The following is a 23,256-nucleotide window of genomic DNA, read 5'->3' on the forward strand; positions in this document are numbered from 1 at the left end:
TCACTGCTGCTCCGGCCCCAGGGGCTTGAGCATGATGATCAGCTGGGGCAACAGCAATAAAGCCCCCAGCACCGCCGCAATCATCGCCAGCACCGTCAGCAGGCCAAAATAAATACTGGGATTAAAGTTGGACAGGGTCAGCGTGGTGAAGCCGATCACCACCGTCAGCGTGGTGTAGTACATCGCCCGGCCGATGGAGCTGTGACAGCGATGCATGGCCGCCCGGTAATCCCGGTCCACGGGAAACTCGCGCAGGTAGCGGTGCACGTAGTGAATACAGTCATCCACCCCGATACCGACCACAATGGCGGCAATGGTAATGGTCATGATGTCCAGCGGGATGCCCAGCAGCCCCATCACCCCCAGCACCAGGCCCGCGGCCAGCACGTTGGGCGCCAGGGCGATCAGCGCCAGCGGCAGGGAGCGGAACAGCAGCAGGAACATGACCAGGATGGCCAGGAACACCGCGCCGATGGTGAGGATCTGGGAGCGGAACAGGCTCTGCAGAACATTGTTGTAGAGCACCAGCATACCGGTCAGCTGGACCTGCTCCTCGGCGAAGCCCATGTCAGCAAGCAGGTGCTTGCGCAGGTCGCTGAGGAACTGGTCCCGGCGCAGGTTCTCGCTGGTCTCCTTGACCCTCACCGTCACCCGGGCCTGTTCGGTGTCGGCGGAGAAGTAGGGGTCGACCATCATGCCCTTGATATCCGCCGGCAGGCTTTTCTGCACCAGGGCGAGTTCAACGCTGCCCACGTCCTCACCGAGCAGGTTCTTGACCACGGCGAAAACGGTGGACAGTGACAAGACCTTGCCGGTTTCGGGCAGGGAATCGACGTAATTGTGCACCGCGTCGAGTTGGCGCATTCCCTCCAGGCTGAACCAGTAACTGGGCTGGAAGTCGGAATCTCCCGCCGTGGCGAAACTGTCCACGTCGCTGCCGAATTCGTCCTCCCAGCCACCGGCAAACTCATCACCCCCGCTGTCGAAGGACTCCGCCTCCGCTGCGAAGGGGTCATCCCCGGCGACCGGCGTGGCGTCTTCCGGCGCGACGACGGGCTCCAGGCCGGGCAGGGGCTCCTCGGTGGCGGGCGGTGAAATGACGATATCCAGGGGAATGGTGCCACCGAGCTTGGAGTCCAGCAGTTCCATACCCTGGTAGATTTCGGTGCTTTCGTGGAAGTAATCGATAAAGCGGTTTTCGACCTGCAGCCGGCTGATCCCCAGGGCAATCGCCAGGGTAAGCCCCCCGGTGACCAGCAGTATGGCGCCGCCGCGCTTGTCGGTCACCCGGGCAAACCAGGCGGTAATCGTCGGGTCGCTGCCGGCGTGACGGTGGGGCCTGCCCTCGGGCCAGACCAGCATCAGGCAGGGCACCAGCACAAATGCCAGCAACAGGGCCACCGCTATGCCCACGGTCATCATCCAGCCAAAGTCAATCACCGGCTGGATGCCGGACACCACCAGCGACACAAAGGCCACGATGGTGGTAATGCCGGTATACAAACAGGGCACCGCCATCAACTGCACCGTGCTCAGTACCCGCTGGTACAGGTCGCCGTCCGGGTCCTGGGCATGCAGCTCGCGGTAGCGCACGATCAGGTGGATACAGATGGCCAGGGCAATGATCAGCAGCACCGCGACAAAGTTGGAGGAAATCACCGTCATCCGCCAGTCAAGCGCGCCCAGCAGGCCGAGCATGACGGTCACCGTGGCGCTGCAGGTCACCAGGGGAATAACCACCCAGCGCACCCGGCGGAAAATTATCGCCAGCACCACCAGCATAAAGCCGAGAATGGCGCTGCCGAAGGTGACCAGGTCGCTGCGCACGAAGCTGACCATGTCGGCGGCAATCATCGGCACGCCACCGACGAACAGGTCAGCGTGATCGCTGTAACCAGCAGCCACCCGGCGCACGGACTCGACCAGCGCGCTCTGGGCTTCCAGGGCCTGGGCCGTATAGGCCTTGAAGCGCGCTTCCACCTCGGCCAGTTCGCCGCGTTCGGCGGCGGACAGGCCGGCCTTGTCCTGCTTTGCGCGCAGCGCTTCCCTCTGCTCCAGCAACTCGAAATAACGCTGGTCGCGTTCCAGGTTGATTTGCACCGCGGTGACATCCCCGTCGCGGCTGGCGAGCAGGTCGGCATATATCGGGCTGGTGGTCAGCTCCTCGAGCACCAGTTCGCGGTCTATGCCCGGCTGCTCCAGGCTGGGCAGGGGCTCTGGCGAGGTCACGTCGGACAGGCTGACCGGCGGACTCTCCAGCAGCGGCACATCCCATACCGTGACCACCGAGGACACCCCGGGCAGCGCGCGGAGCTCTTCCGCCATGGCCTTCAGCGGCAGCAGCGAGGCGTCCGCCAGCAGCGGGCCGGGGGGTTGCCAGGTGATCAGCAGAAAGTCTTCCGAGGAGTAGCGCTTGCTTATCTCCCGGTAGGTCTCCAGCGAGGGGTCGCCCTGCAGCATCAGCGCATCGGCGGAGGCATCCAGCTTGATCCGGGGTATCTGGCTGGCGAAACCGGCCACCAGCAGCGCCACCAGCAGCAATGACAGCCAGGGGAAGCGCAGCACCAGCGTCGCGTATACGGTACTCAGCTTGCCGCTCATGCCGCGGCCTCCAGCGCGGCCAGCATGCGCTCATGAATCCCGCCAAAGCCGCCGTTACTCATGATAACCACCTGGTCACCGGCGCGGGCCTCCTCGGCAACCGCCGCCACCAGCTGGTCAATATCGCTGGCCAGCTCCGCGCTCACCGCGCTGTCGTCTACCACGTCCTGCAGGGACCAGTCCAGGCCTGGGGGCTGGAACCAGTAGACCTTGTCGGCGGCGGCGGTCGCTGCCGCCAGGCGGGACCGGTGATCACCCAGGCGCATGGTGTTGGAGCGCGGCTCGATCAGGGCGATCAGACGCCCTTCACCACCGCGGGCACGCAGTCCCTGCAGGGTGGTGGCGATGGCGGTCGGGTGGTGGGCGAAGTCGTCGTAGACGCTGACACCGGCGATATTGCCCAGCAGCTCCAGACGCCGCTTGACGCCGCCGAAGCTGCCCAGTGCCTCGGCCGCAACCTCAGGCAGCACCCCCACGTGGTGCGCCGCGGCCATGGCCGCGAGGGCGTTCTCCACATTGTGCCGGCCACAGTGCGACCAGTTTATGATCGCCGGCGGCCCCTCACCCCGGTGCACCTCGAAGGACGAAGCATCTTCCGCCAGCAGCTGCGCCCGCCACTGGGCCTCGCCATCCACAGCGATGGTGACGAGTTCGCTCCAGCAACCCTGGGCCAGGGTTGCGTCGATTGCCGCGACACCCCCGGGGCAGACAATGCGCCCGGTCGAGGGCACGGTCCTGACCAGGTGATGGAACTGGCGCTGGATGGCCGCCAGGTCGGGGAATATGTCGGCGTGGTCGAATTCCAGGTTGTTGATTACCAGGGTCCGGGGGCGGTAGTGGACAAACTTCGAGCGCTTGTCGAAAAAAGCGGTGTCGTACTCGTCCGCCTCCACCACGAAGAAATCCGTCTCGCCCTGGCGCGCTGACAGGCCGAAGCCCGCAGGCACGCCGCCGATCAGGAAGCCCGGCGCCATGCCGGCGTGCTCGAGTATCCAGGCCAGCATGGAGCTGGTGGTGGTCTTGCCGTGAGTGCCGGCCACGGCGAGTACCCACTTGTCCCGCAGGATGTTCTCCGCCAGCCACTGGGGGCCGGAAGTGTAGGCCAGCCCCGCATCGAGCATGTACTCGACGGCGGCATTGCCCCGGGTCATGGCATTGCCGACTACCACGCAATCCGGCGCCGGCTGCAGGTGTGCCGCCTCGTAACCTTCCATCAGGGAAATTCCCGCCGCTTCCAGCTGGGTACTCATCGGGGGATAGACGTTGGCGTCGGAGCCGGTGACCAGGAATCCCTGCTCCCGCGCCAACAGGGCGATGCCGCCCATGAAGGTGCCGCAGATACCCAGAATATGTATGTGGCCGTTCAAAAAGCTTCTCCTCGAAACAAGCCGCACATGGTATCACGGCACTTTTGCGCTACCACATATTGATGCAATTCGGGCCCATCCGTTCCATCGGGCCGGCCGGTGCCGTATCATTACGCCTACCGCAAACCCGCCAGTGGACTGGCCGCTTTCGCCAACAGGAACACCGCCGCATGCCGAAGAAAAACGCCTTCTACGCCCAGTCCGGTGGCGTGACGTCCGTGATCAACGCCTCCGCCTGCGGCGTGATCGAGACCGCTCGCCAGCACCGCGCCGAGATTGGCAAGGTCTACGCCGGGCGCAACGGCATTATCGGCGCCCTGCGCGAGGAACTGATTGACACCGGCAGGGAAAGCCGCGCGGCCATTCACGGCCTGCTGAGCACGCCATCGGGGGCTTTCGGCTCCTGCCGCCACAAGATGAAGAGCATCGAGGAAAACCGGGCCGAATACGAGCGCCTGATCGAAGTGTTCAAGGCGCACAACATCGGTTATTTCTTTTATAACGGCGGCGGTGATTCCGCCGATACCTGTCTCAAGGTCTCCCAGCTGAGCGACGCCATGGCTTACCCGCTGCAGGCCATACACGTGCCGAAAACCATCGACAACGACCTGCCGCTGACCGATAACTGCCCCGGCTTCGGTTCGGTTGCCAAGTACATCGCTATTTCCACCCGCGAGGCGGCCCTCGATGTGGCCTCCATGTGCGAAACGTCCACCAAGGTGTTCATCCTCGAGGTCATGGGCCGCCATGCCGGCTGGATTGCCGCCGCCGGCGGCCTGGCGGCGGAGCAGGAGGGCGACGCCCCACACATCATCCTGTTCCCCGAGATCGCCTTCAACCGGGATAAGTTTCTCGCCAGGGTGCAGCGCACGGTGAAGAAAAACGGCTACTGCGTTATCGTCGCCTCCGAGGGCGCCCAGTACAATGATGGCACCTTCCTGGCCGAATCCGGCCTCAAGGACGCCTTCGGCCACAGCCAGTTGGGCGGCCTGGCCCCCAACCTGGCGCAGATGATCAAGGATGAACTGGGCTACAAGTACCACTGGGCGGTGGCTGACTACCTGCAGCGCTCTGCCCGCCACATCGCCTCGCAAACCGATGTCGACCAGGCCTACGCGGTGGGCAGGGCCGCGGTGGAAATGGCGCTGGCCGGCAAGAACGCGGTCATGCCCTGTATTGTCCGCGGCAAGGGCAAGCGTTACGCCTGGAGCATCGGCGAGGCGCCGCTGGACAAGGTGGCCAACGTGGAAAAAATGATGCCGCGCAATTTCATCACTCGCGATGGCTTCAATATCACCGATGCCGCCCGCGACTACCTGCAGCCGCTGATCCAGGGCGAGGCTTATCCCGAGTACAGCAGGGGTATGCCGAAGTATGTGCGGCTGAAGAACGAGCTGGTGCCGAAGAAGCTCAAGAACTCGTTCGAGGTCTAGTTGCTTTCATGCTATGCGGCACGGAGAGGAAATGTTTCCTCCCCGCGCCTCCTGATGTTCGAAACTCGTTCAGGCCATCGCCTTCGTGTGAAAACGCTGCCCTGCTAAACCGTTGCTATTTTCTGCAAGCGATTTGAGGACAGGCCAAACAATACTTATCTATCGGCCGAACAGGCGAGAATCTCACAGACCATCGGCTTTACCGGACATTGAATACGGGAATTCAGGCGCAGAATTCGACTATGGTAGTGCGGATTTTGCCGCTCAAGTTCTGTACAATGCGCGCCTCCCTGATGAAGCAACCACTTACATAGAGGATCTAGCATGTACAGCAACCGCGACTTCAACCGCTGGCGTCGTCATCCCTGGCACGGCCTGCACATTCGCGCCGACGAGGCAGCGGAGGACATATTCCAGGTTTACATCGAGATGACCGCGGACGACGTGGTCAAGTACGAACTGGACAAGGCCTCCGGCTTCCTGATGGTCGACCGCCCCCAGCGCACCACGTCCAGCCCCCCGGCCCTGTACGGCTTCCTGCCCCGCACCTACTGTGCCGAGGAAGTGGCCAAACTGTGCCCCGAGGTGGAAGAAGCAGACGGCGACCCGCTGGATATCTGCGTGTTCTCCGAGCGCCACATCACCCGTGCCGACATCGTGCTCAAGGCCCGCGTGGTGGGCGGCATCCAGATGATTGACGGCGGCGAAGCCGACGACAAGATCATCGCAGTGCTGGAAGGCGACAATATCTGGGGCGACGTGCACGACATCAAGGACCTGCCCAGCATCAAGACCGAGCGTCTGCAGCACTACTTCTCTACCTACAAGCTGGTTCCCGGCAAGGAAGTCAATATCAAGGTGGATCACGTCTACGGGCGCGAGGAAGCGCTGAAGGTGATCGCCGCCGCCGAAAAGGACTACTGGAACCACTATGGCCACCTGCATCAGCAGGCCAAGGCCAAGGAATAAGCACCCCGGTCCCGGCGCAGCCGCGCCGGGACACTCTCCTCCCTCAGGGCCGGGGACACCAGTTGTCCGGCACCGCTACATATCTCGCCAGCAGGGTTTCCAGCTCACGCTCCACCAGTTCCCCGAGTTCGAGCTCGCCACACCAGCACTGACGCAAATCGTCCGCCTGCAGCAGGCGCTCACAGCGCCGGGCCAGCGGCGCGTAGCTCAAATGCCAGCGTTCCACCGCAACGCCGCCGCGATCCTGGGCGTAGGGGCGGTAAAATCCGTAGGACTCGGCGGCGGCCATGCGCGCGTCCAGCCAGCGGTGCAGGCCAGCGAATATTCCCCCCGGGGCCACCTCGGCCGGATCCAGCTGCACGCGGTAACCCGCGGGCACAGCGGCGGCATCGAACACGTCGAGGTCGGTACCCCAGTGGTGGCGCGACGTCCCGGGCAATGCCGAAAAGCGCAGGATGGCCGCCAGTTTCTGCTCCGCTGTCAGCGCGCTCACATCGAGCTGCCGGCCGCGGTCATCGTAGACCGGCCGCTGGCCGCTGGCCTTGCCATTGAAGATTGCCAGCTGGCGCTCGTAGGAGCGGTAACTGCTGGCAATGGCGAGGTCGAAACCGGCACCCCGGGCAGCGGCCTGCAAGCGGCCAAAAGCCAGCGCTGCCTGCGGGTGCAAGCGGTGACCATCGACAAGGGTCAGCAGGTGACTGTCATCCCGGCCGGTGAGCTGGGCCATGGTGAGGACTTCAGTCATGGGGGTCCAGGCTGAACGGCAGCGCCCGCTCCAGCACCAGCTCCTCCGGGGCAACCCTGGCGCCCCAGGCCATGACCTCCACGCCCTGCCCCATTACTGCCGCCAGCGTGTCCCGGTAGCGGGGATCGATCTCGCCGGCAGCGCTGATCCGCGCCACCCCGCTGTGCAGGGCGCAGAAAAACATGACCGCCCGGGTGGTATCGTCGACCACGCTCTCCAGCTCCAGCAGGTGCTTGCGGCCGCGGTCGCTGACCGCATCGGGGAACAGCCCCTGGCCATTGTCCAGGCACAGGGTCACCGACTTGACCTCCACATACACCTGCCCCTGCGGCCCTTCCAGCAGCAGGTCGGCGCGACTGTTGTTGCCGTACTTCACCTCACTGCGGATCTGCGGATAACCCTCAAAGCCGGGGATAAGCCCCGCCTCGAAGGCCTGCCTCACGACCTTGTTGGCCCGGGCCGAGTGTATGCAAGCCATACCGGTGGCGGTCGCAACCAGTTCCCAGGTGTGCGGGTACTTGCGCGTTTTCGCGTCCGACCGCGACAGCCAGACCCGCGAATCGGGCTGCGCACAGCCGGTCATCGCCCCGGTGTTGGGGCAATGCGCGGTGATCTGCTGGCCGTCGGCCAGCTCCACATCCGCCAGGAAGCGCTTGTAACGGCGCAGCAGCCGCCCCTCGATCAGCTCACTCACGGCTGCAGCACTTCCACCACGCGGAATGGCTCTATCTCTGCGAGGCGCCGGGCATAGGGGCGGCTAGTGGCCTGTTTTTCGGGCATGCTGGTTCCGCTTGGTGTTTGCCGGGCATTCTAGAACACCCGGGGCAGGGGGAGAAGTGGCCGCGAAATCCGCAGCTAAAAGAGTGGCGCGAGGTGGTGGTTTCTGGTAGTTTCTCCGCCCTTGGTCGCAGGGGTACCCGGTACCCGCGCCCGAACACTGTGAGTATTGTGTATTTTGTTTTACCGTATGGAAGAAAACCATGCCTAGAGCAGCAAGAAATTCAGCCAAAAAAGCAGCTTCCGCGGACTTCAAGAACTTCGTGCCCTACAAGCCCAAGAAGGGCGAGGAGTACATGAATGAGAAACAGCGCGAGCACTTCAAGGGCATACTGTTAACCTGGAAAGCCGAGCTCATGCAGGAAGTGGATCGCACTGTGACCCACATGAAGGATGAGGCCGCGAACTTCCCCGACCCCGCAGACCGCGCCACCCAGGAAGAAGAGTTCAGCCTGGAGCTGCGCACCCGCGATCGCGAGCGCAAACTGATCAAGAAGATCGATTCCACAATCGAACGACTGGAACAGGACGATTACGGGTTCTGCGACGCCTGCGGCGTGGAAATCGGCATCAAGCGACTGGAAGCCAGGCCCACCGCCAACCTCTGCATCGACTGCAAGACCCTCGATGAAATAAAGGAAAAGCAAGAGCTGGGCTAACTTGGCTCGCTCCGGCACCACCTACCGGGGGCGCTTTGCGCCCTCACCCACCGGTCCACTTCACCAAGGTTCATTGATCGCCGCCCTGGCGAGCTGCCTGCACGCCCGGCACCAGGGCGGGCAGTGGTTGCTGCGCATGGAGGACCTGGATCCGCCGCGGGAGGAACCGGGCGCTGCCGCTGCCATTCTGCAAAGCCTGCTGGATCACGGCCTGCGCTGGGACGGCGAGGTGCTCTACCAGCGTACACGCAGCGACGCCTACGACCGGGCCCTGGCCCAGCTGACGGCGCAGGGCCTGGTTTTTCACTGTGACTGCAGCCGCGCCATGCTCGGCCCCGGCGGTAGCTGCGGCGGCCGCTGCGCCCCCCGCCAGGACGAGGTTGCCGCACCCTGGGCACTGCGCCTGGCAGTGCGTCCGGGTACCGACATCTGCTTTATCGACCAGGTCCAGGGCCGGCAACAGGAAGCCCTGGCCCGGGAACTGCCGGACTTCACCCTGCTGCGCAAGGATGGCCTTTACGCCTACCAGTTGGCCGTTGTGGTCGACGATGCGTACCAGGGTATCTCCCACGTGGTCCGCGGGTCAGATCTGCTGGGCTCTGCCGGGCGGCAAATATACCTGCAGCAGCAGCTGGGCCTGCCACAGCCCGACTACTGCCACATTCCGGTGATTACCAACAGCGCCGGCCAGAAATTCAGCAAGCAGAATCACGCCCCCGCCCTGCTGGCCGCCGAGGCGCCGGATAACCTGCGGCGGGCACTGCAGTTCCTGCAGCAGCCGCAGCCGCCGGCGGAATTGCAACAGTGCGGGCAAATCCTGGATTTTGCCACCTACCACTGGTCCACCGCCGCGGTACCGGCGGTACTGGCCATCAGCGCCTGACCCGGCGGCGCTGGTGCTTTCTCCGCCCGCTGGTTAGTATCCCCTGAAACCCGACGGACGGACCCTGGATCATGTACATCAACCGCATGCTGGTACTGGGCATCGTGCTCGCCCTGATGGCTTTTCCCATACTTACCGACTGGCTGACCTCGGACTACACCGCCTGGCACCGGCCCTATATCGTCTGGTGCCTGATCATAGGCTTTACCTGGTGGTCCTACCGGTCGAGGCACCCGGATGAACTATAGCCTCACCCAGATCCTGCTGGTTGTCGCCATTTACCTGTCGGCACTGTTCGTCGTCGCCCTGCTCGCGGACCGCAACATCATTCCCCGGCGAATCAGCCACCATCCGGCCGTATATGTGCTGTCACTGGGGGTGTTCGCCGGGGCCACGGCCAGCAACGGGGTCATCGAGGTCGCCACCCGCTACGGCTACAATTTCCTGCTCTACTACGCCGGGGTTGGCCTGATGTTCGTGCTGGCCGCACTGTTACTGATTCCCCTGCTGCGGCTGTCACGGATTTACCAGCTCGCCTCGGTAGCGGACATGCTCACCTTCCGCTTCCGCAGCCCGAGGGTGGGCGCCGCCGTTACCATTGCCATGTGCCTGGCCATGCTGCCGATGCTGGCGCTGCAGATCCAGGCGGTCGGTGACAGCGTGCATATTCTCTCCGGGCACACTCACGGACCGCCACGGGATGGCTTCCACCACCAGGGCATTGCCCTGCTCACCTGCCTGATCATTGGCGTGTTCGCCATCCTGTTCGGCACCCGGCACGTTTCCTCCCAGGACCGCAATACCGGCCTGGTTACCGCCATGGCCTTCGAGTCACTGGTCAAGCTGGGCGCCCTGTTTGTGCTCATGCTGGTGGCCGTGACCCAGGTCTTTGACGGCCCGGCCGCCATGCAGCAGTGGCTGCGGGAGTATCCGCCGGCCCGGGACCAGATGACTCACCAGCTGTCCATCGACAACGCCCACGCCTTCCTGCTGGTGTTTTTTGCCGGTGCCGTCTGCATGCCGCACATATTCCACATGCTGTTTGCCGAGAACACCGAGAGCCGGGACCTGCGCCGCGCGTCCTGGGGCATGCCCCTGTACCTGATGCTGCTCAGCCTGCCGGTACTACCGGTCGCCTGGGCCGGAATGCGCCTGGAGCACAACCTGCCCATGGCCTACGCCGGGCTGGCCATGGGCATTCGCCTGGACTCGGTGCCGGTAGCCGGGGCCGCCTTCATTGCCACGCTGTCCGCAGCCAGCGCCACCATTGTGGTCACCACCCTGGCGCTGGCGAACATGTGCCTGAATCACCTGGTGCTGCCATCACGACTGCTGAACCTGGGCCACGATGGCGATATCTACCGCAACCTGCGCTGGCTCAGGCGCGCCCTGATCACCGTACTGCTGCTGGCTGGATTCCTGTTTTACCTGGGTCTCAATGGCCGCCAGAGCCTGGTGGAACTGGCTATGGTGGCATTTTCCGGCACCCTGCAGTTCCTGCCCGGCCTGGTGGCCACCGCCTACTGGCCCAACGCCAATCGCAAGGGCCTGCTGGCGGGCCTCTGGGGCGGGCTGGGGTTCTGGCTGCTGGCGGTGATGCTGCCGGCCACCCGCGGCTACGCCCCGGAAATCGGCCAGCTGTTCAACTCGATGATCGCCGACGAAAACAGCATCTGGACCATTGCCACCATGCTTGCCCTGTCCATCAACGTGGTCCTGTTCCTGCTGGTGTCACTGTTGACCCAGACCAGCGAGGAGGAACGGGTGGCGGCGGAAATCTGCTCCATGGACGAGCTGTCGCGACCCATTCGCCAGACCCTGCCGGTGGGCAGTGCCGCCGAATTCGCCGGCAAACTGGCGCCGGCACTGGGCGAGCGGACCGCGGCCGCCGAGGTAGACCGGGCCCTGGCCCAGTTGCAGTTCGACCAGCAGGAAAGCCGTCCCTACGCGCTGCGCCGGTTGCGCCGCCGGGTGGAAGCCAACCTGTCGGGCCTGCTGGGTCCGGCGGTGGCGCACAACATCGTCGAACGCTGTCTTCCCTACGATGCCGGGGGCACCGAGGACATCAACCTGATCGAGCGCTTGCTGGACGCACCGCACGTGCAGTTTACCGGGCTGGCCGCCGACCTGGATGCCCTGCGCCGGCGCTACCGGGAGACCCTGGACACCCTGCCCGTGGGCATCTGTTCACTGGGCGCCGACGGCGAACTGCTGATGTGGAATCTCAGCATGGAGGAAATCACCGATGTGCCCGCCGGCGATGTCCTCGGCTCGCTGATCAGCGCCCTGCCCGACCCCTGGCGCAGCGTGCTGGCGGACTTCAGCGCCAGCGACAGTGACATCGTCCTCAAGACCGAGGTCACCACCAGCGTCGACAACCCGCGCTGGGTCAGCCTGCTCAAAACAATCACCGCTGATGGCGACACCATCATCCTGGTGGAGGACATCAGCGCCATTGAACTGATGGAGGAGGAATTGCTGCACAACGAACGGCTCGCTTCCATCGGCCGCCTGGCGGCGGGCGTGGCCCATGAAATCGGCAACCCGGTGACCGGCATCGCCTGCCTGGCGCAGAACCTGGAGTACGAGAACGACCCGGAAGAGGTGGTGATCGCTGCCCGCGATATCCTCAAGCAAACCGAACGGGTCAGCCGGATCGTGGAATCCCTGGTCAACTTCTCCCATGTCGGCAGCAGCAGTTCGGACTTGAAACTGGCGCCCTGCAACCTGGCCGATTGCGTTGACGAGGCGGTCCATCTGCTGTCCCTGGACCGGGAGGCCCGACAGGTCAATTTCCGCAACCAGTGCGACCGCGAACTACTGGTGCTGGCTGACACCCAGCGCCTGCTGCAGGTGTTCGTCAATATTCTCGGTAATGCCCGCGATGCCTGCGATACCGATGGACTGGTGCTGGTGCGGGCCTATGCCGACGGTGAAACGGTGCTGGTGGATGTCGATGACAACGGCAGTGGCATTCCCAGCCACCTGCAAAGCCAGATTTTCGAACCCTTTTTCACCACCAAGGAGCCCGGTTCCGGCACCGGCCTGGGCCTGGCGCTGGTCTACAGCATCATGGAAGAGCTGGGCGGCAGTGTGCAACTGACCAGCCCCCTCTACGAGGGCCCCGCACCGGGCACCCGCTTCACCCTGAAACTCGACAGCGCCAGTTACGATGGCACCTTCGAGGTGTAACCCAGGGCCACATGTTACCCGCAAACTGGCATATTCTTCACAGTAGGAGTATGTTATCGCGGGTGATTTGCTAGAGCCTGTTCACCCTATGCAAAAAATACTTGTGGTTGAGGATGAGTCGGTTATCCGCAACGCCCTCCGCCGGTTGCTGGAGCGCAGTGGTTACCAGGTCAGCGAGGCAGGCTCCGTACAGCAGGCCGAGGCAGAATTCAGCTTTGCCGATTTTGACCTGATCATCTCCGACCTGCGACTGCCCGGGGCCCCCGGTACCGACCTGATTAAAAAGGCCGGCGATGTGCCGGTGCTGATCATGACCAGCTATGCCAGCCTGCGCTCCGCGGTTGACTCGATGCGCATGGGCGCGGTGGACTATATCGCCAAGCCTTTCGATCACGGTGACATGGTCAGTGCGGTTGAGCGCATCATCGCCGATCATCCCACCGCCAGGGCCCAGGAGCAGGATTCCGTGGCCCCGGGGAACCAGGACATGCTGGCAAATGGCGCCGGCATTATTGGCAACTGCCCCGCCATGCAGACCCTGTACAGCCGCATCGGCCGCATGGCGCCCACCGAGTCAACCGTACTGGTGCTCGGAGAGACCGGCACCGGCAAGGAACTGGTGGCACGCAGTATTCACCAGCAAAGCAGCCGGGCCAGCAAGACCCTGATTTCCGTCAACTGCGCCGCTATTCCCGACACCCTGATCGAGTCGGAACTGTTCGGTTATGAAAAGGGCGCTTTCACCGGCGCCAACGCCAGCCGCATGGGCCTGATCGAGGCTGCCGACGGCGGCACCCTGTTTCTCGACGAAATCGGCGAGTTGCCGATGGAGGCCCAGGCCCGCCTGTTGCGCTTCATCCAGGAGGGAGAAATCAGGCGTATCGGTTCGGTGCACTCGCGCAAGGTCGATGTGAGGCTGATCTGCGCCACCCATCGCAACCTGCAGCAACTGTCCGCGGAAGGCCTGTTCCGCCAGGACCTGTACTACCGTATCAACGTCCTGCCCCTGTCCCTGCCGCCTCTGCGGGAGCGGGGCAAGGATATTCTCCACCTCGCCGAGAGCATGCTGCAAAACCAGGCACAAAGGCAGGGACGGTCGGCCATGCACCTGTCGCCGCGGGCCATCCAGGCCATTACCACTTACCAGTGGCCGGGCAATGTGCGCGAGCTGGAACATGCCATCGAACGGGCTGTTATCCTTTCCGAGACGGAAGAAATCGACAACGACAGCCTCGGCATAGATCTCGAGCTGGTCAATATCAACCGCATTCGCGGCCAGGAGGGTCTGTCCACGGCCACGGCCAACCGCGGCGGAGGCGGCGGGAACAGCAGCGCCAACGAACCCCAGGAAGACCTGTCGCTGGAGGATTACTTCCAGCGCTTCGTGCTCGAGCACCAGGACTCCATGAGCGAGACCGAGCTGGCCCAGAAACTTGGCGTCAGCCGCAAATGCCTGTGGGAGCGACGCCAGCGCTTCGGCATTCCGCGGAACAAGTCCGGCGGCGCTCGCCGCAAGACCCGGTCGGGGGCAAACTAGGCGTTACCTGGCCGACCCTTCGTTACCAAATCCAGTGTAATAAGGTAACAGTGGCCCAATGTAACAAGAATGTACCCATCGCTAAAAAATTATAACTAATTGTTTTTTATGTATATTTATTTTTTTGGCACGCAGCATGCAATTCAGGGCGCGGTGTCACCAATAAAAATAACTGACGCTGTAATAAAAATAACATTTTTCACTATGGACCTGGATGGGGAAGTCAGCTTCCCCTTCAATTTCCTTGTGCCTGCTTCGGGTAGTAAGCACGTGACGCATGGTCGAGCGTGAGAACCCCAAGCCAGTGAATATGTACCAGATTTGCTTTAGGCATAAGAATAAAACACGCTATTGTGCCTATAACAATAACAGCACCCGAGAAATAACAATAACTCCTGACGTGAGACCTGGATGGGGAAGACTCAGTCTTCCCCGTCATTCATCCTGCCACTGCCGACTTCTGCCAGCGCCCATGTGTGATAGACTGCGCGCCTCCAGACCAGCCCGCAAGCACAGGCGACATCCTCCTTGAAAGTCATCCCCAGGGACCAACACTGCATTTCCCGCAAGAACATCAGCGACAGCGCCCTGAAGGTCATGTCCCGGCTGCGCTCCCAGGGTCACCAGGCCTACCTGGTCGGCGGCGCGGTTCGCGACCTGCTGCTGGGCGGTCACCCCAAGGATTTCGATATTGCCACTGACGCCACCCCCGAAGAAGTCCACGGACTATTTCGCAACTCGCGGATCATCGGCCGGCGCTTTCGCATCGTGCACGTGCGCTTCGGCCGGGAAATTATCGAGGTCACCACCTTTCGCGGACACCACGACAACGGCGATGAGGCCAGCCCCGCCACCGGCGGCAATCACTCGCGCCAGTCCGACAAGGGGCTGCTGCTGCGAGACAACGTTTACGGCACCCTGGAGGAGGACGCGGTGCGCCGCGATCTCACGGTCAACGCCCTCTATTACGATGCCGGCAGTTTCGAGGTTTTCGATCACGTACACGGCCTGCAGGATCTTGAAAAACGCCAGGTCTGCATTATCGGCGACCCGGAAGTGCGCTACCGGGAAGACCCGGTACGCATGCTGCGTGCGGTCCGCTTTGCCGCCAAGCTGGGCTTCGACATCGAGCAACACACCGCCGGCGCCATTCCCCGTTGCGCCCACCTGCTGCGGGAGATTCCCGCCGCCCGGCTGTTCGATGAATTTCTCAAGCTGTTCCTGTCGGGCTATGGCGCCGCCACCCTGGAGCAGTTGCTGGCGCATGACCTGCTGCAATACCTGTTCGACGAGACCAGCCACCTGGTGCACCAGGACCCGGGAGCACTGGCCCTGATCCGGGCCGCGACAGCCAATACCGACAAGCGCATCGCCGAGGACAAACCCGTCACCCCGGCCTTCATTCTCGCCGCCCTGTTGTGGCCGGTGGCAAACCGCCTGGCCAGCGACATGGAGGACCGCGGTGACTCCCCCATGGTCGCCATGCACAGCGCCGCCCAGCAAACCATTGCCGAGGCCGCCCTGCAGATCTCCGTACCGCGCCGCTTCAGCCAGCCGATGCGGGAGATCTGGGAGTTCCAGTTACGCCTGCAACGGCGCCAGGGCAAGAAGGCGGCCGAGCTGGTCGAACACCGACGCTTCCGCGCCGCCTACGACTTCCTGTTATTACGCGAACAGGCCGGCGAGGACACCGGCGGCCTGGGCGACTGGTGGACGGAATTCCAGACCCTGAATATGGACCAGCGCGTCGAACAGGCCGCCAGCGCTCCCGCCGGCAAGCCGGGCCGCCGCCGACGTCCCCGCCGCCGGCGCAAACCCAAGCAGGCATGACCAGGGCCTACATCGCCCTGGGCAGCAACCTGCAGCAGCCGCTGGTGCAGCTGCAACGGGCGGCGCGGGCGCTAGCCGCCCTGCCCGCCAGCAGGATTATCGCGGCCTCCGGTATCTATCGCAGCGCCGCGGTGGGTCCCGGCCAGCAGCCTGACTACCTTAACGCCGTCATCCAACTGCACACCGGACTGGCGCCAGTCAAGCTGCTGGACGCCCTGCAGGGCATCGAAAACCAGCAGGGCCGTGTGCGCCAGCAGCGCTGGGGGGCACGTACGCTGGACCTGGACATTCTGCTCTACGGTGACGCCGCCCTGGCGCTGCCGCGTCTGAGCATCCCCCACCCGCGCATGGCGGAGCGCGATTTCGTGCTCTACCCACTGCTGGAAATCGGCGGTCCAAATTTGATGCTGCCCGGCGACGTGGAACTTGGTACATTAGTAGCCGCCTGTCCACGGGGCCAGCTGCAGAGGACCGAACACGCCCTGCTTCCCGGTAACTGCGACAGCGATAGCGACAATCAAGCGGGCCCGGACGCGGGAGAATCAGGCCATTAACATAGAGCTGAAAGGGCGCACCCCACCCTCGTATATTGCCGTGGAAGGCCCCATCGGGGTGGGCAAGACAACGCTCACCAAGCGGCTGGCCGCCACTTTCAATTACCAGGTGCTGTTGGAGGAGGCGGAGCAGAACCCCTTCCTGGAAAAGTTTTACCGCAATCGACAGCAGGCGGCCCTGGCAACCCAGTTGTTCTTCCTGTTCCAGCGCGCACAAAAAATACAGGACCTGCGCCAGGCGGATATTTTCGAACCGGTGCGGGTCGCCGATTTCCTGATTGAAAAGGATCCCCTGTTTGCCCGCATCAACCTCGACCGGGAGGAGTTCCAGCTCTATGACAAGGTCTACCAGCAGTTGACCATCGACTCGCCCCGGCCCGACCTGGTGATCTACCTGCAGGCCTCCACCGATGTGCTGCTGTCGCGCATCGAGAGCCGGGGAATCGCCGCCGAACAGGTCATTGAAAGGAGCTATCTGGAGCGCCTCAACGAAGTGTACAGTGAGTTCTTTCTATATTACGATGGCGCCCCTCTGTTGATTGTCAATGCCAGTGAAATTGACCTGGCCAGCGGCGACGCGGACTTCAGCCACCTGGTGGACTACCTGCTGGATATTCGCAGCGGCCGCCATTATTTCAACCCGACATTTTTCGGATAAAGCACAAGGCAGGCTATGGGCAAGGTCACCATCAGCACCCTGGACAAAATGAAGGCCGCAGGCGAGAAATTTGTCTGCATTACCGCCTACGACGCCACCTTTGCCCGCCTGGTCAGTGAAGCGGGGGCCGAAACCATCCTGGTCGGTGATTCCCTGGGCATGGTCCTGCAGGGCCACGACAGCACCATCCCGGTGACCGTCGACGACATGGCCTATCACACTGAATGCGTGTGCCGGGCGGCGCCGAACTCGCTGGTCATCGCCGACATGCCCTTCATGAGCTACACCACGCCCGAACAGACCATGGCCAACGCCACCGCGCTGATGCAGGCGGGGGCCCAGATGATCAAGATGGAGGGCGGCACCTGGCTGTCGGACAGCATCAGTATGCTGGTGGAGCGGGGCCTGCCGGTCTGCGCCCACCTGGGCCTGACGCCGCAGTCGGTCAACCAGTTCGGCGGCTTCAAGGTTCAGGGCCGCACCCCCAAGGAAGCCAAGTCCATTCTCGCCGATGCGGTGGAGATCCAGGACGCCGGCGCCAGCCTGCTGGTGCTCGAGTGCATCCCGGCCCACCTGGCGGCGGACATCTCCTCCAAGCTGGACATCCCCGTGATCGGCATTGGCGCCGGCGCCGGCACCGATGCCCAGGTACTGGTCATGCACGACCTGCTGGGGCTCTCCCAGCACAGCGCCCGCTTCGTGGAAAACTTCATGGCCGGCCAGAACACCATCCAGGCTGCACTCAAGGCCTTCGTCGATGCCGTCAAGTCAGGCGACTACCCGCGGGAAGAGCACACCTACAGTTAGCCCATCGCAGCGGCCGCAAGCCAATTTGCACCATTTTGGTGCGAAAATTGCCTCGCCAGCGAGCGACAGGCCGGCAAGGCACCGTGTAACAGCAGCTACTGCCCGGGGCAACACCCTGCGGTAATTTTCCCGTTTATGCCGTTGCCCGTTTCTGGTGCTTGGGGCATACTTTCCCTCCCGCCAGCAGTGCTTGCTGGTAACAGCTTCCCAACTGGTGTAAAGACTGGTTATGTATCGCCAGTCCGTTACGCGGGGTAAGGTAGATATGCGAACTTGCAACAGCAACAATGAGCTGCACGCCGCTCTGAAGCGCTACCGTGACGACGGTCAGAGCATTGCCTTTGTGCCCACTATGGGCAACCTCCACGAGGGCCACCTGGACCTGGTCCGCAAGGCCCGCCACCTCTGCGACGTGGTGGTGGTATCCATTTTCGTCAATCCCCTGCAGTTCGGCGCCGGTGAAGACCTCGACGCCTACCCCCGCACCCTGGCGGCGGACAAGGAAAAACTGTTCAGCGAGGGTGTGCACCTGCTGTTCGCTCCCAGTGTTGAGGACATCTACCCGGAGGGCATGGACAAGCAAACCGTGGTCAGCGTGCCCGACCTGGGCGACACCCTCTGCGGCACCAGCCGTCCCGGACACTTTGACGGCGTTACCACTGTTGTCTGCAAACTGTTCAACATCGTCCAGCCCGATGTGTCGGTATTCGGCGAGAAGGACTTCCAGCAACTGTCCATCGTCCGCAAGATGGTCACCGACCTGTGTATGCCGGTGGAGATCGTCGGCGTGGCCACCACCCGCGATGAAGACGGCCTGGCCAAGAGTTCCCGCAACGGCTATCTCAGCCAGGAAGAGCGCGATATCGCCCCGCTCATCCACCAGACCCTAAATACCTGCAGGGAGGCCATTGCCTGCGGTTTCGACAACTTCCTGCAGCTGGAATCTCACGCCCGCATGAAACTGCTGCAGGCCGGTTTTGAGCCGGACTACTTCGCCATCCGCGACGCCCGCACCCTGCGCGCCGTCACCGAGGACACCGAAGAGATCGCCATTCTCGCCGCCGCCCGCCTGGGCAGCACCCGCCTTATTGACAATGTACGCCTGTCACTGAATCCGGTGGGCGACTGGAAGATGCTCGCCGACGGCTGAGCCCGCTCCATTAGACCTTGGTCGGCTTGAATCCCGGCCATGGCAACGTATGATCTAGCGTCCAAGCCAATACTAAACGGAGCGGTGCACATGTCCGAATTTCCTACTTATCCGGTCCCGGCCAATTTCAAGGATGCCCACATCAACGCGGAGCAGTACCAGACCATGTACAAGCGCTCCATCGACGACCCCGATGGTTTCTGGGGCGAGATGGCGAGCGAGTTCCTGAGCTGGGACAAGCCCTGGGACAAGGTGGTGGAATACGACTTTGTGAAGGGCGAGGCGGCCTGGTTTGCCGGTGGCAAGCTCAACGTCAGCTATAACTGTATCGATCGCCACCTGCCGGAACGCGCCGACCAGACCGCGCTGATCTGGGAGGGCGACGACCCGGCCGACAGCAAACATATTACCTACGCCGAGCTCAAGGACGGCGTCTGCCGACTGGCCAACGCCCTCAAGGCCCGCGGGGTCAAGAAGGGCGACCGGGTGTGTATCTACATGCCGATGATTCCCGAAGCCGCCTACGCCATGCTGGCCTGTACCCGCATCGGCGCGGTCCACTCCATCGTCTTCGGCGGGTTCTCGCCAGAGGCACTGAAAGACCGCATTCTTGACTCCGACTGCCAGACCGTAATTACCGCCGACGAGGGGGTTCGCGGCGGGCGCACGGTGCCGCTGAAGGTCAACGCTGACAAGGCCCTGGAATCCTGCCCCAACGTCCACACCTGCCTGGTGGTCAAGCGCACCGGCGGCGACGTCGCCTGGAGCGAGGGCCGCGATGTCTGGTACGAGGAGCTGGTGGCCGGGCAGAGCAGCGACTGCGCTCCGGAGCCCATGGACGCGGAAGCGCCGCTGTTTATTCTCTACACCTCCGGCTCCACCGGCAAACCCAAGGGTGTGCTGCACACCACCGGCGGTTACCTGCTGCAGACCAGCATGACCTTCAAGTACGCCTTTGACTATCGCGAGGGGGAAATCTACTGGTGCACCGCCGACGTCGGCTGGGTGACCGGCCACAGCTATATCGTCTACGGCCCGCTGGCCAACGGCGCCACCAGCCTGATGTTCGAGGGCGTGCCCACCTATCCCGATGCCGGCCGCTGCTGGGAAGTTGTCGACAAGCACCAGGTGAATACCTTCTACACCGCGCCTACCGCCATCCGCGCCCTGCAGGCCGTGGGTGACGAGCCGGTGACACGCTCCTCGCGGTCCAGCCTGCGCCTGCTGGGCACCGTCGGCGAACCGATCAACCCCGAGGCCTGGACCTGGTACCACGAGGTGGTGGGCGATGGCCGCTGCCCCATCGTCGATACCTGGTGGCAGACCGAGACCGGCGCCCACATGATCACCCCGCTGCCGGGGGCCACCCCGCTCAAGCCGGGCTCGGCAACCTTCCCGTTCTTCGGTGTCGACCTGGCGCTGCTCAACGAGGACGGCTCCGAAATCGAGGGTCCCGGCTCCGGCTACCTGGTGGTCAAGTCGTCCTGGCCCAGCCAGATCCGCAGCGTCTATGGCGACCACCAGCGCATGATTGACACCTACTTCAGCAACTACCCCGGCTATTATTTCACCGGCGATGGCGCCAGTCGCGACGAGGATGGCTACTACTGGATTACCGGCCGCGTGGACGACGTGCTCAATGTCTCCGGGCATCGCATGGGTACCGCCGAAGTCGAGAGCGCCCTGGTATTGCACGACGATATCGCCGAGGCGGCCGTGGTGGGCTTCCCCCACGACATCAAGGGCCAGGGCATTTACGCCTACGTCACCCCCATGCAGGGCGTGGAGCCCAGCGATCAATTGCGCCAGGAACTGATCGAGCTGTGTGTCAAGGAAATCGGCCCGATCGCCAAGCCTGACGTGATCCAGTGGGCGCCGGGACTGCCCAAAACCCGCTCAGGCAAGATCATGCGCCGCATCCTGCGCAAGATCGCCGAAAACGAGCTGGACAGCCTGGGCGACACCAGCACCCTGGCGGACCCCTCAGTGGTGGACAACCTGGTGGACAACCGGCCCGGCTAGGCACCACCAGCGAGACCTGATCGGGGCCCCGGAGTTTGCTTGAAACAACGCCGGGCCCCGACAACATATCCGCAGGGCAGAATGCGAGTATTTTTTATCGCCGCATGGATGAAGCGTCCCGGGATAATACCCGATGCGCTGGCCGACCGCGCCACGGGCCCAACGAGACCAGACCAGACCGCGCTTGACGCCGCCTATACCGACACCACCCTGGACGGGCTGGCAACCACAGCCGGGATACTGATGAACACCTCAGGTGACCTCACCTCATCCCGTGGCAATAGCGGTACCGCCGCAGCTTCGCTGACGGTCAATACGCCCCCACCTGAGGCTGAGCCTGGCGCTGCAAATCCCGGGATGGCGTAACAAAACGCTATCAGCGTCAAATCTATCCAGCGATCCTGTTATCTCTAATAAAACTAAACAGCGCGTTGCAGGATTGACGTCGGCGACTATATTTCAAGCCCGTGGCTCAACCGGAGCTTGATTCTCATGAAAAGACGAAACTTCTGCCGGGCGGCCCTTGGCACCGCGGCGATCGCTGGCTTGAATTCTGGCTACTTCATCAATGGCGCATTTGCCGGCAGCGCCATCCCGGCAGTGACCGGTGACGGCGCTGAAATCAGTCTGGAGGCCGCCTCTGTCAGGGAATTGGCCGGAGCAATCGAGGGCCAGGTTCTGCTGGCTGCCGACCCACAATACGATGTCGCCCGCAGAGTCTGGAATGGCATGCACGACAGGCGGCCGGCATTGATCGCCAGGGTGAGCAACAGCCGCGATGTCCAGCACGCTGTCGACTATGCGGCAGAGCGCAAGCTGCTCCTGGCCGTGCGCGGCGGCGGACACAGCTGGCCGGGGAAATCGGTCTGTGACGGTGGCCTGATGATCGACCTGAACGGGATGCACCGGGTTACCGTCGACTCCCAGCGCCGGCGAGCGAGCGCTGAGGGAGGCGCGTTGCTGTCGCACCTGGATACCGCCTCCCTGGAACATGGGCTGGTCACCACCGCCGGCGTAGTGTCCCATACCGGCATCGGCGGCTTCACCCTGGGCGGCGGCTTTGGCCGGCTCAATCGCAAGTACGGGCTGACGGTGGACAACCTGCTCGCAGCGGAGCTTGTGACCGCCGATGGCAGGATTCGAAGGGTCAGCGCGATGGACGAGCCCGAGCTGTTCTGGGCAATCCGTGGTGGCGGCGGGAATTTTGGTGTGGTGACAGAATTCGAGTACCAGCTGCACCCCTTCGACCGCAAGGTCCTGTCAGGCAATATCCTGTGGCCGCTGGACCAGGCGCGCGAGGTGCTGGAATTTTACGCCGAGTGGTCTGCAGGACTGAGCGATGAACTCTATGTCGGCCCGTCGCTCGCCAGGATGCCCGACGTCGGCGACGCGATCATCATGGAGGTCGTCTACAACGGCGACCCGGTGCAGGGCGAGAAAGAACTGGCGCCGCTCCGGGCGATCGGCAAACCGGCCATAGACGGCGTCAAGGTCCAGGATTACATGGTGATGCAGACCCAGGAGGACGCAGCGATGGCTCACGGTGTCCGCTCCTACGCCAAAAACGGCATGGTCAAGACGTGGTCCCAGGGTCTCGTGGATACGATGATCGACGCCTACGATCCGCGCGTATTCCTCACCAACCACGTCGCCGGTGGTGCGGTGAAACGGGTGGGGGAGACCGCCACCGCATTCCCGCACCGTAACGCCGAACTCATGCTCGTTTTCGTCGCGGGCTGGGCCGAACCGGCCATGGACCAGGAGATGATCGCGGCTACCAGGGCTCAGTACGCGGCTCTGGAGCCCTACATGGGCGGCTATTACGACAACATCGAATACGACCGCGATGCGAAAACACGGAACTTTGGCCCGGCCTACGCCCGGCTGGCAAGAGCCAAGTCACAGTACGACCCCGGTAACCTGTTCCGGCTCAACAGCAACATCGAACCAGGCTAGCCTGAAAAATTCACGAAGGGGATAGTAAAACGACGGAAAGATCTTGAAAATAAGGGTGTCGAAGCCATACCAACAAGAAATTCCGCCGTGACAAAATGCTACCAGAATTCGTTCGA

At 63.0% G+C, this 23,256-nt stretch carries 19 protein-coding genes; 15 read left to right on the forward strand and 4 right to left on the reverse strand.

What is annotated here, in order from left to right:
• Positions 1–2,601, reverse strand: a complete 2,601-nt coding sequence (locus DWB85_RS17455; RefSeq protein ID WP_117957107.1) for an efflux RND transporter permease subunit — start codon at positions 2,599–2,601, stop codon at positions 1–3.
• Positions 2,598–3,968: a UDP-N-acetylmuramate:L-alanyl-gamma-D-glutamyl-meso-diaminopimelate ligase gene (gene mpl, locus DWB85_RS17460; RefSeq protein ID WP_117957109.1), complete on the reverse strand. Its 1,371-nt coding sequence runs from the start codon at positions 3,966–3,968 to the stop codon at positions 2,598–2,600. Before mpl ends, DWB85_RS17455 begins: the two co-directional genes overlap by 4 nt.
• Positions 3,969–4,138: 170 nt before the next feature.
• On the opposite strand from mpl, the gene DWB85_RS17465 reads away from it, so the two are divergent.
• Positions 4,139–5,401 carry a 6-phosphofructokinase gene (locus tag DWB85_RS17465; protein ID WP_117957111.1) on the forward strand — a complete coding sequence of 421 codons (1,263 nt, stop codon included), beginning with the start codon at positions 4,139–4,141 and terminating at the stop codon, positions 5,399–5,401.
• 324 nt (positions 5,402–5,725) lie between these two features.
• Positions 5,726–6,370, forward strand: a complete 645-nt coding sequence (locus DWB85_RS17470) for an inorganic pyrophosphatase (RefSeq protein ID WP_117957113.1) — start codon at positions 5,726–5,728, stop codon at positions 6,368–6,370.
• A gap of 43 nt (positions 6,371–6,413) precedes the next feature.
• Here the strand turns inward: DWB85_RS17470 and DWB85_RS17475 are convergent, their stop codons facing one another.
• Positions 6,414–7,115 carry a M15 family metallopeptidase gene (locus DWB85_RS17475; RefSeq protein ID WP_117957115.1) on the reverse strand — a complete coding sequence of 234 codons (702 nt, stop codon included), beginning with the start codon at positions 7,113–7,115 and terminating at the stop codon, positions 6,414–6,416.
• Entirely contained in the window at positions 7,108–7,809 is a 702-nt protein-coding gene (sfsA, locus tag DWB85_RS17480) for a DNA/RNA nuclease SfsA (protein WP_117957117.1), read from the reverse strand. Before sfsA ends, DWB85_RS17475 begins: the two co-directional genes overlap by 8 nt.
• Before the next feature lie 286 nt (positions 7,810–8,095).
• Here sfsA and dksA point away from each other — a divergent pair, with 286 nt between their 5' ends.
• The 13 genes from dksA (at position 8,096) to DWB85_RS17540 (ending at position 23,140) form a co-directional block, all read left to right on the forward strand.
• Entirely contained in the window at positions 8,096–8,551 is a 456-nt protein-coding gene (dksA, locus tag DWB85_RS17485; RefSeq protein WP_117957119.1) for an RNA polymerase-binding protein DksA, read from the forward strand.
• Position 8,552: 1 nt separating this feature from the next.
• The gene (gene gluQRS, locus DWB85_RS17490; RefSeq protein WP_117957121.1) at positions 8,553–9,434 is read left to right on the forward strand and encodes a tRNA glutamyl-Q(34) synthetase GluQRS; all 882 of its coding nucleotides are present in this window, start codon (positions 8,553–8,555) and stop codon (positions 9,432–9,434) included.
• 71 nt (positions 9,435–9,505) lie between these two features.
• Positions 9,506–9,682, forward strand: coding sequence for a hypothetical protein (locus DWB85_RS19575; RefSeq protein ID WP_162846187.1), 177 nt, complete (start codon positions 9,506–9,508; stop codon positions 9,680–9,682).
• Positions 9,672–12,626, forward strand: coding sequence for an ATP-binding protein (locus DWB85_RS17495; RefSeq protein ID WP_117957123.1), 2,955 nt, complete (start codon positions 9,672–9,674; stop codon positions 12,624–12,626). Before DWB85_RS19575 ends, DWB85_RS17495 begins: the two co-directional genes overlap by 11 nt.
• 88 nt (positions 12,627–12,714) lie before the next feature.
• Positions 12,715–14,163 carry a sigma-54-dependent transcriptional regulator gene (locus DWB85_RS17500; protein ID WP_117957125.1) on the forward strand — a complete coding sequence of 483 codons (1,449 nt, stop codon included), beginning with the start codon at positions 12,715–12,717 and terminating at the stop codon, positions 14,161–14,163.
• 528 nt (positions 14,164–14,691) lie between these two features.
• Positions 14,692–15,993, forward strand: a complete 1,302-nt coding sequence (gene pcnB, locus DWB85_RS17505) for a polynucleotide adenylyltransferase PcnB (RefSeq protein WP_117957126.1) — start codon at positions 14,692–14,694, stop codon at positions 15,991–15,993.
• Positions 15,990–16,547: a 2-amino-4-hydroxy-6-hydroxymethyldihydropteridine diphosphokinase gene (folK, locus tag DWB85_RS17510; RefSeq protein WP_117957128.1), complete on the forward strand. Its 558-nt coding sequence runs from the start codon at positions 15,990–15,992 to the stop codon at positions 16,545–16,547. The genes pcnB and folK overlap by 4 nt, the downstream gene beginning before the upstream one ends.
• 40 nt (positions 16,548–16,587) lie before the next feature.
• Complete coding sequence (locus DWB85_RS17515; RefSeq protein WP_239017373.1) at positions 16,588–17,205, forward strand: deoxynucleoside kinase; 618 nt, start codon at positions 16,588–16,590, stop codon at positions 17,203–17,205.
• 15 nt (positions 17,206–17,220) lie between these two features.
• Entirely contained in the window at positions 17,221–18,012 is a 792-nt protein-coding gene (gene panB, locus DWB85_RS17520) for a 3-methyl-2-oxobutanoate hydroxymethyltransferase (RefSeq protein ID WP_117957132.1), read from the forward strand.
• A 265-nt stretch (positions 18,013–18,277) separates the two neighbouring features.
• Positions 18,278–19,162 (forward strand): pantoate--beta-alanine ligase, encoded by an 885-nt coding sequence (gene panC, locus DWB85_RS17525; protein WP_117957143.1) that lies wholly within the window; start codon positions 18,278–18,280, stop codon positions 19,160–19,162.
• Between the two features lie 90 nt (positions 19,163–19,252).
• Positions 19,253–21,184: an acetate--CoA ligase gene (gene acs, locus DWB85_RS17530; protein ID WP_117957134.1), complete on the forward strand. Its 1,932-nt coding sequence runs from the start codon at positions 19,253–19,255 to the stop codon at positions 21,182–21,184.
• An 81-nt stretch (positions 21,185–21,265) separates the two neighbouring features.
• Positions 21,266–21,550, forward strand: coding sequence for a hypothetical protein (locus DWB85_RS17535; RefSeq protein ID WP_117957136.1), 285 nt, complete (start codon positions 21,266–21,268; stop codon positions 21,548–21,550).
• Between the two features lie 126 nt (positions 21,551–21,676).
• Positions 21,677–23,140, forward strand: a complete 1,464-nt coding sequence (locus DWB85_RS17540; RefSeq protein WP_117957138.1) for an FAD-binding oxidoreductase — start codon at positions 21,677–21,679, stop codon at positions 23,138–23,140.
• Positions 23,141–23,256: the final 116 nt, after the last annotated feature.

Source organism: Seongchinamella sediminis (genome assembly GCF_003457605.1).
Taxonomy (GTDB): Bacteria; Pseudomonadota; Gammaproteobacteria; order Pseudomonadales; family Halieaceae; genus Halioglobus; species Halioglobus sediminis.